At 61.7% G+C, this 14964-nt stretch carries 13 protein-coding genes; 8 read left to right on the plus strand and 5 right to left on the minus strand.

What is annotated here, in order from left to right; translation table 11 throughout:
* Nucleotides 1-104: 104 nt before the first annotated feature.
* From JQ558_RS03745 to JQ558_RS03755, 3 genes are read right to left on the minus strand one after another with little or no spacing between them, the layout of a single operon-like run.
* A complete protein-coding gene (locus JQ558_RS03745; protein WP_249142332.1) occupies nucleotides 105-857 on the minus strand; it encodes a polysaccharide deacetylase family protein in 753 nt (250 codons plus the stop codon).
* Between the two features lie 2 nt (nucleotides 858-859).
* Entirely contained in the window at nucleotides 860-1666 is an 807-nt protein-coding gene (locus JQ558_RS03750; protein ID WP_212292924.1) for a bifunctional 2-polyprenyl-6-hydroxyphenol methylase/3-demethylubiquinol 3-O-methyltransferase UbiG, read from the minus strand.
* 6 nt (nucleotides 1667-1672) lie between these two features.
* Nucleotides 1673-3112 carry a lipopolysaccharide biosynthesis protein gene (locus JQ558_RS03755; protein WP_212292925.1) on the minus strand — a complete coding sequence of 480 codons (1440 nt, stop codon included), beginning with the start codon at nucleotides 3110-3112 and terminating at the stop codon, nucleotides 1673-1675.
* Nucleotides 3113-3623: 511 nt separating this feature from the next.
* On the opposite strand from JQ558_RS03755, the gene JQ558_RS03760 reads away from it, so the two are divergent.
* From JQ558_RS03760 to JQ558_RS38070, 4 genes are all read left to right on the plus strand, one after another.
* Nucleotides 3624-5519 (plus strand): acyltransferase family protein, encoded by a 1896-nt coding sequence (locus tag JQ558_RS03760; protein WP_212292926.1) that lies wholly within the window; start codon nucleotides 3624-3626, stop codon nucleotides 5517-5519.
* Between the two features lie 52 nt (nucleotides 5520-5571).
* Entirely contained in the window at nucleotides 5572-6495 is a 924-nt protein-coding gene (locus JQ558_RS03765; protein WP_212292927.1) for a glycoside hydrolase family 26 protein, read from the plus strand.
* A gap of 169 nt (nucleotides 6496-6664) precedes the next feature.
* Nucleotides 6665-7666 (plus strand): glycosyltransferase family 2 protein, encoded by a 1002-nt coding sequence (locus JQ558_RS03770; RefSeq protein WP_212292928.1) that lies wholly within the window; start codon nucleotides 6665-6667, stop codon nucleotides 7664-7666.
* Nucleotides 7663-8976, plus strand: coding sequence for an O-antigen ligase (locus JQ558_RS38070; RefSeq protein WP_212292929.1), 1314 nt, complete (start codon nucleotides 7663-7665; stop codon nucleotides 8974-8976). Before JQ558_RS03770 ends, JQ558_RS38070 begins: the two co-directional genes overlap by 4 nt.
* A gap of 3 nt (nucleotides 8977-8979) precedes the next feature.
* Here the strand turns inward: JQ558_RS38070 and JQ558_RS03780 are convergent, their stop codons facing one another.
* Nucleotides 8980-10071 (minus strand): glycosyltransferase, encoded by a 1092-nt coding sequence (locus tag JQ558_RS03780; RefSeq protein ID WP_212292930.1) that lies wholly within the window; start codon nucleotides 10069-10071, stop codon nucleotides 8980-8982.
* Between the two features lie 257 nt (nucleotides 10072-10328).
* Between JQ558_RS03780 and JQ558_RS03785 the strand changes: the two genes are divergently transcribed.
* The 4 genes from JQ558_RS03785 to JQ558_RS03800 all read left to right on the plus strand — a co-directional run bounded on the left by JQ558_RS03785 (nucleotide 10329) and on the right by JQ558_RS03800 (nucleotide 13856).
* Entirely contained in the window at nucleotides 10329-11279 is a 951-nt protein-coding gene (locus JQ558_RS03785) for a hypothetical protein (RefSeq protein WP_212209572.1), read from the plus strand.
* A gap of 13 nt (nucleotides 11280-11292) precedes the next feature.
* Complete coding sequence (locus tag JQ558_RS03790) at nucleotides 11293-12489, plus strand: GNAT family N-acetyltransferase (protein WP_212292931.1); 1197 nt, start codon at nucleotides 11293-11295, stop codon at nucleotides 12487-12489.
* A gap of 167 nt (nucleotides 12490-12656) precedes the next feature.
* Nucleotides 12657-12851, plus strand: a complete 195-nt coding sequence (locus JQ558_RS03795) for a hypothetical protein (RefSeq protein WP_212292932.1) — start codon at nucleotides 12657-12659, stop codon at nucleotides 12849-12851.
* A 150-nt stretch (nucleotides 12852-13001) separates the two neighbouring features.
* Nucleotides 13002-13856 (plus strand): protein-L-isoaspartate O-methyltransferase, encoded by an 855-nt coding sequence (locus tag JQ558_RS03800; protein ID WP_212292933.1) that lies wholly within the window; start codon nucleotides 13002-13004, stop codon nucleotides 13854-13856.
* 7 nt (nucleotides 13857-13863) lie between these two features.
* On the opposite strand, the gene JQ558_RS03805 is transcribed toward JQ558_RS03800, so the two are convergent.
* The gene (locus JQ558_RS03805) at nucleotides 13864-14811 is read right to left on the minus strand and encodes a DUF5996 family protein (protein ID WP_212292934.1); all 948 of its coding nucleotides are present in this window, start codon (nucleotides 14809-14811) and stop codon (nucleotides 13864-13866) included.
* Nucleotides 14812-14964: the final 153 nt, after the last annotated feature.

The raw sequence follows: 14964 nt of genomic DNA on the forward strand, positions 1-14964 counted from the left end.
TCGCCTTACGCCACGCGCGCGGGACTTCAACGCGCCAAAAACGCAACAGGGAAAATTAACCATACTCATTGAGGGACTATTCACCGAAATGGCAAACAAAGCGTTTATGCGCGGGCGCATCGCAATGCCTCCGCCATTGTCAAAGCCGGAATTTTCCGGCGCGCTGCCACCTCCAGGGCATGGTTGAGCAGGGCTGGCGAGCAGCCCCAGGGGCTCGGCCGTTCAGCAACGTCGTGGCCGTAGAAAATTAACCATCCGTTATTGGTTTCGGCCTCGTCGAACATGCGTTCGATCCTGGCGCGGTCCATCTGGCCGTCGATCAGCGGCACGGCGCGAAGGAACTGCAGATCGATTTCGCCGCCGTTGATACCCGGTACGATGCTGCGGCAGGTCTGGAACTGGTCCTTGAGCTGGTTCTTCCGGCCGAACGATCCCAGGCCGTAGGGATAGGCAAAGGTCTCAGTCTCGATAGAGGCGTCCAGCGCGCGGAGGTAACCCCGGTTGCGCATGATCTCGCTGGCGAGGGAGGCCACGTCGAGATCGCTGGCACGCAGGTGCGAGAACGTATGACAGCCGATCTCGTGGCCGCGGCGGTAGAGCGAAAGCAGGTCGTCGGCGTCGCCGGCCGGCCATTCGCGCTTTTCGACGCCAACCAGGCCTCCCGACACATAGAATGTGCCGCGCGCGCCGTGCGCCTCGAGCAGATCCGCGCCGGTCGTCGCCGCGCTTTTCGGCAGATCGTCAAAGGTAAAGCTGACCATCGGCGTGGCATTGCGCATCCGGAAGGAATTGGCGTGCAGATGCATCGCCAGCCGGTGGCTGACTTTTACTCGCGCCTCTGAGAACATAGCGTTCATTCTCAGCGCTTCCTCAAGATCACGTGATAGTCGCCGTGCCGCACGTCGGTCTTGCCGGGCAGGAAGACGTTCATCACCTTGGCGGCGGCGTCGATCAGGCTTGCGAACAGCGGCTTGCGCCGGCGCATCTCCGGATAGCGCGGGCTCTCATACTGCTTGCAATAAATCATCTGCAGCCCGTGCCGGTCGGCGAAGGCTTCCAGGTTCGCCAGCGTGACAAGCGGATGAAAATGAGTCGGGAACGGCGCGCAGCCGGGCAAGCCGGCGTTCTTGTCGCCGCGGATATGGCGGTAGAACCAGACATGGAACCAGTGCGGCGAATATTTGGTGACGACGCCGGACAGCGACCTTGGATTCGGCGCGCCGATCAGGATCAGTCCGTTTTCTTTTAGCGCCTGGCAGAAGCCAAGCAGCGCCGCTTCCACGTCGGGCACATGCTCGATCACGTTGTAGCAGATCACGAGATCGAAACTGTCGGGCGCGAAGCGATGGATCTGGATGTCGCCGAGGATCGTCTCCTGCGCGTAATCATTGTTGCGGATCTGGTCTTCGTCGATATCGACCACGGTGACATGAGCGCGTCGGAGCACGCTGAGCGGCAGGAAGCTGGTCGAGCCGCCGCCGGCCTCATAGATCTTGAGATCGGTCGCGGGCAGTTTGGCCTCGAGAATGCTGTGAACGGTCAGCAGACTCTGCCGGGCCTCGCCGGGCGGCAGGTCGAGCAGCGACTGCGGATGCTGCGCGGCCGGCCGGTCGGCGGCGTCAGTGAAAGCCGAATGAAGGGGATCGAGGGCAAATGTCTTGGTCATTTGTTCTTATCCGTTGATGTTTGCGAATTTGGCCCGGAACATCGCGAAGCCGGTTTTCAGACGGCCGCGAATCCGGGAGATGTCGAACAGCCAGCACAGGGCCGCGTAGGTGACGAGTCCGGCACTGGCCAGCACGGCGCAGGCGGCGAGATCGGCGACGTGCAGGTGTCTGTCGAGCGCCGCGACGGTCAGCGCCATCGCCAGTCCGGCGATCATGATCAGCGCCAGCCGGCCGAGCGGCAGCGGGACCTTGAAGGCAAAGCGGCTGAGGATCAGCGCGCAGGAAAATCCGACCACGTCGGCGCCGAGCCGCGCCCAGGCCGCGCCGACCGTGCCGTAAAGGCTGACCAAGATGTAGGACAGGATCACATTGGCCGCGATGATCGAAGCCGTGTTGATCAGATAGAACGAGTTGCGTCCGGAGAGCAGGAAGCTGGCGTGCAGATATTGCTGGGTCAGGATCTGGAAGACCACGGCCACCGCGATGATCGGCATGGTCTGCGCCGCCAGTTCGCGGAAATCCGGCCCGAGAATGATATTGGCGACATGAGCGGAAATCACCGCGAAGCCGAGGCAGGCCGGCAGCGTGATGCTGAGCAGCAACTCGACGCATTCGGACAGATGCGACCGCACCGCCGCGTCGCCCTTGCTGGCGTGAATCTGCACCGCCATCGGGAAGAACGCCGCGGCGGCGCTCATGGCCGGCATCATCAGGGTCTGCCGGACCAGATCGAGCGCGGCGACATATTTGCCGGCGTCCGCCGCACCCACCAGATTGGCGATCATGAAGCGATCGGTGACGCTGGAAATCGCGAGCAGAGTGAGAGAGAGGGTAAGGGGAAGGCCGGTCTTCGCCAGCGCCGCAAGGCCGGTGCCGTCGAACTTGACCTTGGTACCGCGCCAGGCGGTGCGCGACTGCACCAGCACCGCAAGCAGGTAGGCGAGCGCGGACGACAGCAGCAGCAGGAAGCCAGACGGGCTGACCAGTGCCACGATCATGCCGAGGGCGAGCACGGCGCCGGCGCGGACCAGCGTCGCCTTCATGACCGAAAATGCCATCAGCCGGGCGCGAACCAGATCCTGGGTCAGTTCGAACAGGCCGATCGCGACCGAAAGCACGACTGCCGCCAGCGCCGCATGCGTGTCCAATCCAACCAATCGTCCAAGCACATAGGCGATCGGCGCGGTGAGACAGCAGATCAGGTAGCCCGAGATGACGCGGCCGCGCACGTCGGGGCCGTCGTCGCGGGCGTGACCGCTCAGGATGAGATTACGGAACCAGCCGACGAGGAAAACGCTGATGACGGACGCAAAACCGATGCCCAGCAGATAGACGCCATAATCATGCGGCGAGAACAGCCGCGTGAAAACGAACACGCTCAACAGGCCCAGCAAGGCCGAGATGATATTGGCGGTCAAATTGATGCTGGCTTGTCCGATCAGCATGCTGCGAGCCCCGCGGGCTTGCCCGTGACTCCGCGCCCGAGCACGGCGTCGCACGACGCTACTCGGTCGATCTCGGAAATCTCGTTGACGATGACGTTCAAGGCGGGCGCTTTCTGGACTCGGAATCCCTTTGCCTGACCCTTGAGCAAGATCGGTGCCGGACGGTTCCGCTAACGGTCGCCGCGATTTGATGTGGTTAATTCTGTGTTTGTCTCACCGTCGCAAGCCGGTTAACCGCGCGCGGTAACCACGATGGAAACGCAATACGTGCGCGAAGCGGCGCTTTTGGCGAGGTTGCCCGGATATTGCAGAAGGCTACTCCGCATCGCCGATGTTCATCGCCAGAAGTGTGCCCCATGACAGATTGTCCGCCATTCCAAGCCAATTTCCCGTTGCCCGCGGAGGTCGCGGTGGCATCAGCCCGTTTCGGCACACCTGGATTGTCCAGAGTGTCCGCTTTTGAAACGGTGAAGGCCGGTCGCGGTTGCGGCAGCGTCGCGAGGTTCCTGCAATGAAGTATCGTGCGGATATTGACGGGCTGCGGGCCCTCGCTGTTGTTCCGGTGGTTCTTTACCATGTCGGTGTGCCCGGTTTCGCAGGCGGCTTCGTCGGCGTCGACATCTTCTTTGTCATCTCGGGCTACCTGATCTGCGGCATGATCGATGCGGACATCCGCAACGGATCGTTCTCGCTTGGCAATTTCTACAAGCGACGAATCTTGCGAATCCTGCCGGCGCTGTTCGTCATGTTCCTGGTGACGAGCGTCTTCGCCTATATCTATTTCTTGCCGGCCGAATTGATTGGCTATGCAAAGAGCCTTGCCAGCGCGATCGGCTCGGTTTCCAATGCCTATTTTGCGCAGACCTCTGGATACTTCGATGCGCCGGCCGAAACAAAACCGCTGCTGCATACCTGGTCGCTCAGCGTCGAGGAGCAGTTCTACTTCATCGCCCCGCTGCTGATGCTTTTTGTCTATCGGCGGTTTCCGAAGCGCGCCAGATTGCTGTTTGCGGTTATCGCTGCGATTTCGTTTGCTGCAGCCATCGCCATGAGCATGAGAAATGCGAACTTTACATTCTATCTCACGCCGTTCCGCGCCTGGGAGCTGGCGCTGGGCGCGATGCTGGCGATCAAATTCATTCCGGTGCCGGAAACCACGTTCTGGAAGAACATTTGTGGCGGAGCCGGGTTGCTGCTGCTGATTGGCGTGATCCTGCTTGGATCGGCATCAGTGCCGCTTCTGCTGATGACGTCACTCGCCTGCCTCGGTGCGGTGCTGGTAATCGCGTCCAGCGAGAGCGGGATATCGATGGCCGGACGATTGCTGTCACTGCCGCCTCTGGTCGCGATCGGGTTGATATCCTATTCGCTCTATTTGTGGCACTGGCCGTTGATCGTATTCCAGCGCACCGATTTGCTGTTCGGCGCAGAATCCGCAGCGTCGACCAAACTGACGTTGATCACGCTGGCGGTGGGGCTCGCCTATCTGTCGTGGAAGCTGGTCGAATTGCCGTTCCGTTCGATGGCGCGGCAGACATCGAAGGTCGCTGTGTTCGGCGCCGCGTCAGCCGCGATGGGCTCGACGTTCGCGCTGTGCGCCCTGGTGTTCGTCGTGGGCGGCGCGCCATACCGTTTTCCGCAACGCGTGGTGGATATCGGCACCTATCTTGCCTACGATTCGTCCGCCGCGTTCCGGACCGGACGCTGCTTCATATCGGCCAACCGCCAGCGGTTCGATGTCGAAACCTGCCTGAAACTGGATCCGGCGCGGCCGAATTATCTGCTCATTGGCGACAGCCATGCCGCGCATCTCTGGTCCGGGCTATCCGCCGCCATGCCGCAGGTGAACATCTTGCAGGCGACTGCAAGCGAATGCCGCCCGGCCGTTCCGGGGGAGCCGAGAGGCGGATTGAAGGCTTGCCGCGATGTGATGGAACTGGCGTTCAACGACTTCCTCGTCAACAACCGTGTCGACAAGGTCGTACTCGCTGCCTCATGGAAGGATGAGGATCTGCCGAACCTGTCGGCCACGCTGGATACCCTGAAATCCAGGGGAATCGACGTCGTCGTACTTGGACCGATCGTCGAATACGCCGCCGCTCTTCCACGCCTCCTGATCGACGGGATTCTTCGCGACCATCCAGCCCTTGCCAGCACGAAGCGCACACCCGGAATTCGGGAGCGTGATCGCGTCATGAGCGCCTTGGTAAAGGCGCACGGCGCGAGCTATTCATCCGTCTACGACGCGGTCTGCCGAGATGGTCATTGCGACGAGTTTGTCGAAGCCGATATTCCGATGCAGTTCGACGAGGGGCATCTCACTGACAAGGGCGCAGCCGAAGTCGGCCGAAGGCTGTCTGCTGTCTTCGGTAACAAATTGACGAGGACGTCTAATGTTTCGAACTGAGCGTCCCGCGCCTCGCCGCCGGGTTGGCCTCAGGCGCCTGGTATTTTTCCTGGTGGCCCTTGTGTTGAGCCTGCTGTTGCTCGCCCGCGTCGACAGCAACGCCGCTCCGCGCGTCAACTCCAGTCCTGCAAAATTCGCCGGAGCCTTCGTCGATTGGGGCCCCGTTGGGCGCGAGCGTACCCTGCAGGCCTGGGAAAAATGGTTGAAACAGCCGCCATCGTCGGTGGTGGGCGTCGATTTCTACGGCCAGGCGAATTGGGAGGATTTCCACAAGCTGACCTGGGTTCCCGGCATCTGGAAGAAGCTCAACCCGTCGCGGAATGTCGTCTGGTCGGTGCCGCTGACAGTTCCGGGGACGCCGCTCGTCGACGTCGCCAATGGCGTGCACGACGGCGAGTTCGAGGCGGCTGCCCGTGCGATTGCCGATGCGCAGCCAAGGGCGATCATCCGTCTCGGCTGGGAGATGAATCTGTCGCAGATGGCGTGGTTCGCCAAGGATCATGAAGCCGATTACATCGCGGCGTTCCGGCGCGTGGTCGGGATCTTCCGTCGCCACTCCGACACATTCAAATATGATTGGTGTCCGGGATGGGGAACGCAGGACACGCCGGCGGACCTGGCCTATCCGGGTGACGATGTCGTCGACTACATCGGTCTGGATATCTACGATTTCAAACATGAGGGCTCGCCGGAAGAGCGGTGGAACACCTTCTATCTCAAGGCGCCGTTCGGCCTGGAATGGCACCGCGACTTTGCCGCCAGGCACGGCAAGCCGATGAGCTATCCGGAATGGGGCGTCGGCAATTTCGGCGACAATCCGTACTTCATTCAGCAGATGCATGACTGGTTCGTGAAGAACAGGAACAACATCGCCTACGCCGCTTATTTCGACGTCGACGGATTGTGGCCCACGCGGATCTCCAACGGGCAGTTTCCCAAATCCCAGAAGCTGTTCGGCAAGCTGTTCAGCCGCTGAGCCCCGAGCCTGAACCTGATTTAATTCAAACTTAACCCCGTCCATTAACCGTCGGGAACAATTCGCCACCACCAGGCATCCTGTCGGACCGGATATCGCAGCAATGCTCTTGTATCGTCTGGACCCATAGCAAACGTCATGCGCCAGAGTTTGAACGGATTGCCCGCCGATGGAAACCGCTGACACCATGCCGAACGCCGCCCGCGCCCTGGCGGCGATCTCGCCGGCCCTCGATCCTGCTTCGATCGGGATCGTCGTCTGCATTCCCTGCTTTCGCCGGCCGCAGCATCTGCGGCAGACCCTGGAATCGCTCGCCGGCCAGCGTACCGGTCACCGCTTTGCGGTTGTCATGGTCGAGAACGATGCGCTGCGGAGCGAGAGCGTTCCGGTTGCGACCGAGTTCCTGGCATCGAACAAGTTCCCCGGTCTCTGCGTGGTCGAACCACGGCAGGGCAATTGCCATGCGATCAACGCGGCGTTCGAGACGGCGCTGGCAACCTTCCCGGCAGCGTCAAGTTTCCTGATGATCGACGATGACGAAATTGCCTCGCCGGACTGGCTGGAGCGCATGATATTGACGGCCGAAGCCACCGGGGCTGACATCGTCGGCGGGCCGGTCATGCCTGACTTCGATGACGCGCGAAAGCGCGGGCTGCGTCGTCATCCGGCCTTCGCGCCGGCCTACGACACGTCCGGACCGGTTCCGGTGATCTATGGCTGCGGCAATTGCCTGATCAGGCGCTCGGTGTTCGAGCGCGTCGACGCCCCGGCGTTCGATCTGCGTTTCAATTTCCTCGGCGGCGGCGACACCGATTTCTTCTACCGCTGCCTGCGTCTGGGTATGCGGTTTCACTGGGTGGCGGAGGCCACGATCAGCGAGACGGTGCCACCGAGCCGAACCAGGCTCAGCTGGCTGATCAGCCGCGGCTTGCGGATCGGCGCGATCAATTATCACGTCCAGCGCAAGGCGACACCGACACTCTGGCTGCGCGCCAGGCTGACGCTGAAATTGCTGGCGGCGTTTCCGCTGTCGTTTCTCCAGGCCGCGCGGGCGGCCCTGACGGAGCGCGACCGCATCATAGCGATGCATCCGATGACGGTGGCAATCGGGAGCGTGCTGGCCGCAATCGGCATCGAACCTCAACCCTACAAGGCCTCGAAGATCACGTGAGCCAACTCGCCATCACGTCTCAGCTTCGTATCGTCGCAGGAGGGGTTTGGCGGCAGCAAGTGCTGGATGTCGTTCGCTGCGCCGCGTTCGTCGGAGCGTTGGTGCTGGCATGGATTTCATTGCGGCCGTTCGCCGATCTCGGCGACATACAAATCGGCGAAGTCAGTACCGGCAATGAGGCGCCGACCTATCTGGTGTTCGGCGCCCTCGCGGTGCTGATGATTGCGCTCGCGGCGCGCAACAACATGCGCGGGCTGGCGACTTTGCTGACGCCATCGTTCTTGCTGTTTGCCGGATGGGTCTGTGTGACGGTGGTTCTGTCGGTCGATCCCGCCACATCGATGCGGCGGTTTGTTTTGACGGCGTGTGTTATCGCCGTCACGTCGACCATGTTTTTGTTGCCGAAATCGCAAAGCGAACTGATGCGTTTGCTCAGCATCGCAGCGCTGATCCTGCTCGCGGTCTGTTACCTCGGAATCCTGCTGGCGCCGCAGTTTGCGATCCATCAGGCAACCGATCCGCAGGAGCCGCTTCTTGCCGGCGACTGGCGCGGCGCCTTCGGTCACAAGAACGTGGCAGCCGGCGTGATGGCGATGCTGCTGTTCCTGGGTATCTACATCGCGCGCTCCGGCGCACTTCTGTCCGGCGCGGTCATCATCGGCCTTAGTTCCTTGTTTCTGTTTCATGCCGCCGGCAAGAGTTCGCTGACGCTGTGCTTCGCCGTGCTGCTGCTGACCTCGCTTACCTCGGTGTTTCGCTCGTTCTGGGTGCGGGCGATCCTGCTCCTGACGCCGCTGCTATTGCTGAACATGCTCAGCGTCGGCACCGTCATGAGCGAAGGTCTGGCTGCGGTCGCCAAGCTGCTGCCGCTGGATTCGACCTTCACCGGCCGTACCGACATCTGGAATTTTGCGCTGGACGCGCTGCGGCAGCGGCTGGCAACCGGCTACGGCTTCGTGGCGTTTTGGGGCAGCAAGGCGTTCGAGGAGTTGCCGGCGGGCAAGGAATGGGCCGCGTTCGCGGCGCACAGCCACAATGGTTATCTCGATACCGCGCTCGGCATGGGCCTGCCCGGACTGATCCTGCTCGTCGTCGTGCTGGTGATCGTGCCGCTACGGAATTTCCAGCAAGCCGATCAGGGCGGCAACAATGGTCCGCTGGCGATGGCGCTGTTGCGCATCTGGCTGTTCGGACTCTATCTGTCGGCGATGGAGAGCTTCTTCCTCGACCGCGCCGATCCCCTGTGGTTCACCTTCCTGGTGGCGGTGTTCGGCTTGCACTATCTGGCGCGATTTCGCGTCCGGGAGTGAGGCTTAGAGCTGGGCGCGAACCGCGTTCGCGACGTCCTGCCACCACCCATCGAAGTCGAACGCGGCCTGCACCGGCGGCCGTTTCAGCGCAGCAACGATGCCATCGGCGTAGGCGTCCGCGCTCGATCCGCGCGGCACGAGCACGATGGCGCCGCGATCGATCAATTCCTTGAAGCGCGCATGATGGTCGAATTCGTCAGGCAGCGCGGGGCCGGTCACGATCAGCGGCCGGCCGGCCTGCACGCAGGCAAGAACGCTGGAGCGGCGCGCGGTGAGCCCTTCGTCGAGCGGATAACAGAACCCGTCGACCGCGCCGAACAGCCCGAACACCTCGTGATCGGAGGCGACGAAGCCGGACACGATCACATCATCGGCGATCCCGAGTTCGGTGGCGCGGGCATGGAATTCCTCCTCGACATTGTCTGTGCCGCGGATGAAGGAGCCGACATAGACGATCAGTGGCCGCAGCCCACGCTGCTTGAGGATCGCGCCGATCTCCAGCAGCGCATTGGGTTGCTTGGCCGGATAGATCGAGCCGAAATGACCGATCACCAGCCGGCCGTCTTGCCTTGCTGCAACGAGACGCCGGCGCAAGTCCGAAGCCGCCATCCCTGCAGGCGCCTCTATGTTCGGCGGCAGCGGGGCCAGCACGCATTTCTTCGCGGTCCAGCCCACCAGGGAATCCTCGGCGAGTTCCCGCCGCACCAGCGGCGAGAACATGACGATGGTGTTGGCGAGCAGGAGGGCCGGGATATAGGTGATCCGGCGCAGCCAATGCAGCCCGGCCCATTCGTGCTGAATCAGGACAGTTTTGCGCCGCCGCAGCCGCGCCATGGCCATCGCCAGCAGCGGTGTGAACATCACGCGCTTCCAGGCCACGATCGGAAAGTTGCAGACCACGCTCCGTGCGGAGCCGACGGCGCCCCAGATTTCGGTGAATGACCCTTCCGATCGCGTCAGGGTTAACGTCGTGCAACTGCCGGGTTCGGCCTTTTCGATCCACTCGCCCAGCAATCGCGTGAATTGCCCGACGCCGCACTGCATTTGCGGTCCCGCGCCGAGAAACAGCGCCCGATATTGCGGTTCTGAAGCCATCGTGGGGTCGCCGGCGCTCTCTCGGTTATGCCAGCGTTAGCCATACATCCCAGACCTTATCGTCCGGTAAGTGGGTGCGACACCCCTGCGGCATCCTTCTTGCCAGTTGGAGCGCGAAGGTGATCCGGCCGTCTCATAACGGGACATCGGATGACCGACGGCGTGGCAGCCATCTGAGATTTCGGGACAGCGTGCAGGACGCAGCCGAAATCGGTCGTCATCCGGGCGAAAAAAATTTGGTCAAAAGGAGTTGGACGATGGCGGCAGATCGCATTTTCAGTAATTGGGACGACACCCATTCGGTGCTGTGGGGACACCAACCAATCCGGCTTGCGCACAACATGCACAAGTCGCCGTTGTTCTCGATGGATCAGCTTGCCGCATTGATTGAGAATTATCCGCGCGAGCATTACAGCCTGATGCAGACCGGCGTGAAGGGCGACAAGCGTATCTGGCGGCACGGCGATATCGGCAATTTCAGCGGCCATCAGGTCATCGACGCGATTTCCAGGGGCGACCTGTGGCTCAACCTGCGCATGGTTTCGGATATCGACTCCCGCTACAGCGACCTGCTGGCTCAGATGTTCGCCGAAATCGGCGAGAAGGTCCCGCACTTCGCGCTGCCGCACCAGTACAACGCCGGCATTCTGCTCTCGGCGCCGAAGGCGCAGGTTCACTACCACGCCGATCTTCCCGGCCAGAGCCTGATTCAAATCGCCGGCCGCAAGCGCGTCCATATCTATCCGTCGAACCCTCCCTTCGTGACTCCGAAGAACCTCGAGGACATCCAGCTGTTCGAGCTCGAACTCGATATGCCCTATCACGAATGGTACGATCGCTATGCGACCGTGCTCGATCTCGAGCCTGGGCAAATGCTGAACTGGCCGCTGAACGCGCCGCATCGCGTCGACAATCTCGGCACCGTCAACATCTCCATGACGGTGGGTTACGAGAATGAAGAGATCAGGCGGACCCGGATCGTCAATCTGGCCAACGGTCTGTTGCGCAATCGCTTCGGATATACGCCCAAGAGCCGTTCGCTCAAGGGGCCGGCGTTCTGGGGCAAGGCGGTGATGCAGAAGGCGCTGCGCAACACGTCCTGGATCAAGCGCGAGCGCAAGGCGCGGAACGAGATCGAATTCCGGCTCGACCACGACCATCCGGAGCAGGTGGTCGATCTTTCCAACAATCTTTCCAGGGCGGCATGAAGGCGGCTTGATTGTGACAACACTGACAAACGACGCAGCACGGCACGTGGGGCGGAACCGCACGTCGCAGGTTGCGGCGTTCTCCGTGGAGTTCGACAATTGGGATACCGTCGCAGGTAACTGGGACGGTGCGTATCGTCGCGGACAGACGACCATCTTCCAGCACGAGAAGTGGCTCGCGGCATGGTATGGCGCGTTCGCCGGACAGCCGGATATCGAGCCACTCGTTGCAACCGTCAGGGATCGTGCGACAGGGGAAGTCGCGCTGCTGCTGCCGCTGATCAGGCGCAAGCTGAAGCGCATGTGCGTCGTGGAGTTCGCCGACCTCGAACTGACCGACTACAACGCGCCGCTGCTCGGACCGGCCGCGCCGCGCGAACCAAAGGCGGCAGCCATCCTGTGGCGCGAGCTGCGACTGGCGTTGCGCCGGTTGCCTGGCGGCGCTGATCTCATTCGCTTCAAGAAAATGCCGCTCGATCTGCAGGGCGGATCCAATCCGCTGGCGATGCTGGATGGAGCCGGGCCGTGCTCGCTAAACGGCAATCTCGTCACCACAGGCGAGGATTTCGACCAGTACAAGCGTTCGCTGAAGCGCGACGTGCGCAAGGTTCTCGAACGGTGCTGGCGCGCGTTTACGGCCTATCCCGGCGCTACATTCAAGATCGCAGGAGAGAACGACGAAGCCTTGCGCGTTCTTGCCGCCCTGGATGCGCAACAGAGCGCCCGGATGCAACATCTAGGGGTAAACTTCATCCTCGGCGACGGGGCCTGTGCCGATTTCTATCGAAACCTCGTGCGTGATGGCGTCGGCGAGGGCTATGCCGTGTTGTCGGCGCTGACGGTCGGCGAGGAAGTCGTCGCGACCTTGCTCGGCGTTCGCTGTGGGTCACGCTACGTCATGCTGCGGGTCAGCAATGCCGGCGACAAATGGTCGAGTTGTTCGCCGGGCCGGCTGGTCATCGAACGTACCATGGCCGCCTTGCACAGCGACGGCGTGCGCGAGTTCGACTTCAGCGTGGGCGATTATGACTATAAGCGGCGTTTTGGCGTGACACCGCTGCCGCTGGTCGACATCAGCGCCGCCTTGAGCCTGCGCGGGTTGCCCTACGCATTGCGCGACCGCGCCGCGCGCGAGCTGCGCAACTATCCGAAGCTCAGCGCCTATTTGAAGCGGGCGCCCGGTAAACCCTTGCCGCGCGAAGAGAACTGACGCGCTGTGGCAGAGACGACACGGTCGTGCAAATCTGTCACACTGGGCAGGATTGTGCGGCTGTTCTACCTGTGTTCGCAAGAGTTCATGATCGCCTTTAGTGCAGCGGCGTATGCTGATGGTCGGGTCAAGGGCTACAGCTGAATGCTTCCGTGGGGAGTGCCGACATGCCAGCCTATATCCACCAGCACGACGACATCGAGCCAGCTTTCGTCATTTGTCCGAGCTGCATCGGGATTCCGATGTTTGTAAGGGACGTCGAGCCGCATTGGAGCATGGCGAAGATCGACTTCACCTTTGAATGCGCCGACTGCGGCGCCGAAGTTCGGCAGACGGTCGTGAAGCCGCAATTGCAGCATTAGCGCCGCTTCATTTCCGATTGGACTTGGAACGCATATCGCGATCCCGTTTCGCCGTGATGGCGGCGCTTCCCGGTTTTTGCCCATCGTGCGAAGCTTCCTGCAGGCGACAGCCTCGAATAGGATCGAGCATCGCAATGCCGGAAGTTGATCATGCAAGAGCGGTCGGAAAATCTGCATTCATTCTATGCCAGCCTTGTCTGCGCCGCCGCCAAGGTCCGCGATTCCCGGATTGAACAGGCCTTTCGTGTAGTCAAGCGCGAACCGTTTGTGGGCCCGGGGCCCTGGCTGATTGCGCTCGGCGCGCATGATTACGTAACGACCCCGAACGATGATCCGGCGTTTATCTATCAAAATACGCTGGTCGCGCTGGATAGCGCGCAACATCTCAATATCGGAATGCCCAGCGCGCATGCTTATTGGCTCGATGGCTGCGAATTGAAGGAAGGTGAGACGGTTCTACAAGTTGGCGTGGGCACGGGATATTACACCGCGATCCTCGCACAACTCGTCGGGCCGCGCGGGCAGGTGCACGCCTATGAGATTGACGGAGGCCTGGCGGATCGCGCGCGCGACAACCTGAAAGACCTGCCACAGGTGAATGTTCAGTCAAAATCGGGCATTGCGGCGGATCTGCCGAAAGCGGATTTGATCTACGTGTGTGCCGGTGCGGCCCAGCCAGCCCAACAGTGGCTCGATGCGTTGCGTCGCGGTGGCCGGCTGTTGTTTCCGCTTGCGCCCGCGGGTGTGCATGGCGGGATGCTGCTGGTCACACGTCCCGATCAGGGTGCGGTTTGGCCGGCAAGGTTCCGTGGCCGGGCACAGTTTATTGGCTGCATCGGTCTTCAGGACGAGGATGCCGGCCGCCGCCTGACGGAGGCGTTTCTGCAGGGGTGGGAAGACGTGCGGTCGCTCCGGCTCGATGGCGCCATCGACGACACCTGCTGGTTTGCCGGCGATGGCTGGTGGCTTTCAACGGCAGAAGCCGACGCTGTCCACGAGAATTGATCCGCGCCTAGACCTGCCGCACCACGCCGGGTTGGCCCAAGTCGCATTCCAGCGCGTCGCGATCCCATTTCGCTGAAATCGCCGCGGCTTCATAAGTGCTTTGCAGGAAATCCAGCAACGCCTGGTCGGGATCATCAGCCGTGCGCACGGCATCGTAGGGCAGGATGAATTCGCCGAGCGCTTCGCTGAAGAACGCCGCGTCGGGCCGCACCTTCGTCGCGCGAAAGCCCGCAGGCTCCGGATAGGCATAGCAGTAGAACGCGGGATAATCGATCGCGCCGCTTCCCGGCCAGAAGCCGGCGCTGCTGACTTCGTGCGAATAGGCCTCGCAGGCGACGTCGTCGGACAGATACGGTACGCCACCGGGATGACGTGGCGCGCGACGGCCGGAGAAGCGGGTCACCGCCAGATCAAAGCTGCCCCAGAAGAAATGCACCGGGCTGGCCTTGCCGAGGAATCCGGTGCGGAACTGTTTGAAGACGCGATCGCAGTTCACGAGAATCTGCAGAAAGTCCTTGATCGCTTCGGGATCGTAGGAAGCGTGGACGTTATCTTCCGAAAACCGGACCGGGTCCGGTAGTTCGTTCGGCATTTCGTCGATGGTGACGGAAATGTCCAGCTCGGTCAGCGTCATCATGGTGGCGGCGTAGAAGCTGGCAACCGATTTTCCCGAAAGCGCAAACTGCCGCTTCGCGCCATCGCTGGTCGAGATGCGCAGGACGTGATCGATGAAATCAAGATCGATCTGGAACGTTCGCGTGCCGTCCGGGACTGGCGACGTCGTCAGCCCGCGCGGAGTAACATAGAGCGCCACATGCCAGGAATGGTTCAGCCAGGGGGTCTTGCTCAACCTGATCTTGCCGACGATCTGGGTCCAGAGATGCAGCGTCGCATAGGTGTCACGCCACGCCGCGGTCGGCAATTCCGGCCACGGGGGTTGCGAAAAATTGCTCATGCCTAAACCCCGTATCGGTGAAAAGCGAGTGGTGGATTCCGTATCACGAATCCGTTTCGTACCACGAAACCGTCAGACCGATTTCACAATCTGGTGCATTCCGGGCATCGCCGCTGGCCGCGCGAGGCGCGGTAGAGACTGCGGCACCACCAC

It is taken from the genome of Bradyrhizobium sp. AUGA SZCCT0160, assembly GCF_018130105.1.
In the GTDB taxonomy this organism is placed as follows: Bacteria; Pseudomonadota; Alphaproteobacteria; order Rhizobiales; family Xanthobacteraceae; genus Bradyrhizobium.

What these genes read in the sequence shown, in the direction of transcription:
- JQ558_RS03745 (WP_249142332.1), bottom strand. Translation starts at nt 857, where the DNA reads ATGAACGCTATGTTCTCAGAGGCGCGAGTAAAAGTCAGCCACCGGCTG.
- JQ558_RS03750 (WP_212292924.1), bottom strand. Translation starts at nt 1,666, where the DNA reads ATGACCAAGACATTTGCCCTCGATCCCCTTCATTCGGCTTTCACTGAC.
- JQ558_RS03755 (WP_212292925.1), bottom strand. Translation starts at nt 3,112, where the DNA reads ATGCTGATCGGACAAGCCAGCATCAATTTGACCGCCAATATCATCTCG.
- JQ558_RS03760 (WP_212292926.1), top strand. Translation starts at nt 3,624, where the DNA reads ATGAAGTATCGTGCGGATATTGACGGGCTGCGGGCCCTCGCTGTTGTT.
- JQ558_RS03770 (WP_212292928.1), top strand. Translation starts at nt 6,665, where the DNA reads ATGGAAACCGCTGACACCATGCCGAACGCCGCCCGCGCCCTGGCGGCG.
- JQ558_RS03780 (WP_212292930.1), bottom strand. Translation starts at nt 10,071, where the DNA reads ATGGCTTCAGAACCGCAATATCGGGCGCTGTTTCTCGGCGCGGGACCG.
- JQ558_RS03785 (WP_212209572.1), top strand. Translation starts at nt 10,329, where the DNA reads ATGGCGGCAGATCGCATTTTCAGTAATTGGGACGACACCCATTCGGTG.
- JQ558_RS03795 (WP_212292932.1), top strand. Translation starts at nt 12,657, where the DNA reads ATGCCAGCCTATATCCACCAGCACGACGACATCGAGCCAGCTTTCGTC.
- JQ558_RS03800 (WP_212292933.1), top strand. Translation starts at nt 13,002, where the DNA reads ATGCAAGAGCGGTCGGAAAATCTGCATTCATTCTATGCCAGCCTTGTC.
- JQ558_RS03805 (WP_212292934.1), bottom strand. Translation starts at nt 14,811, where the DNA reads ATGAGCAATTTTTCGCAACCCCCGTGGCCGGAATTGCCGACCGCGGCG.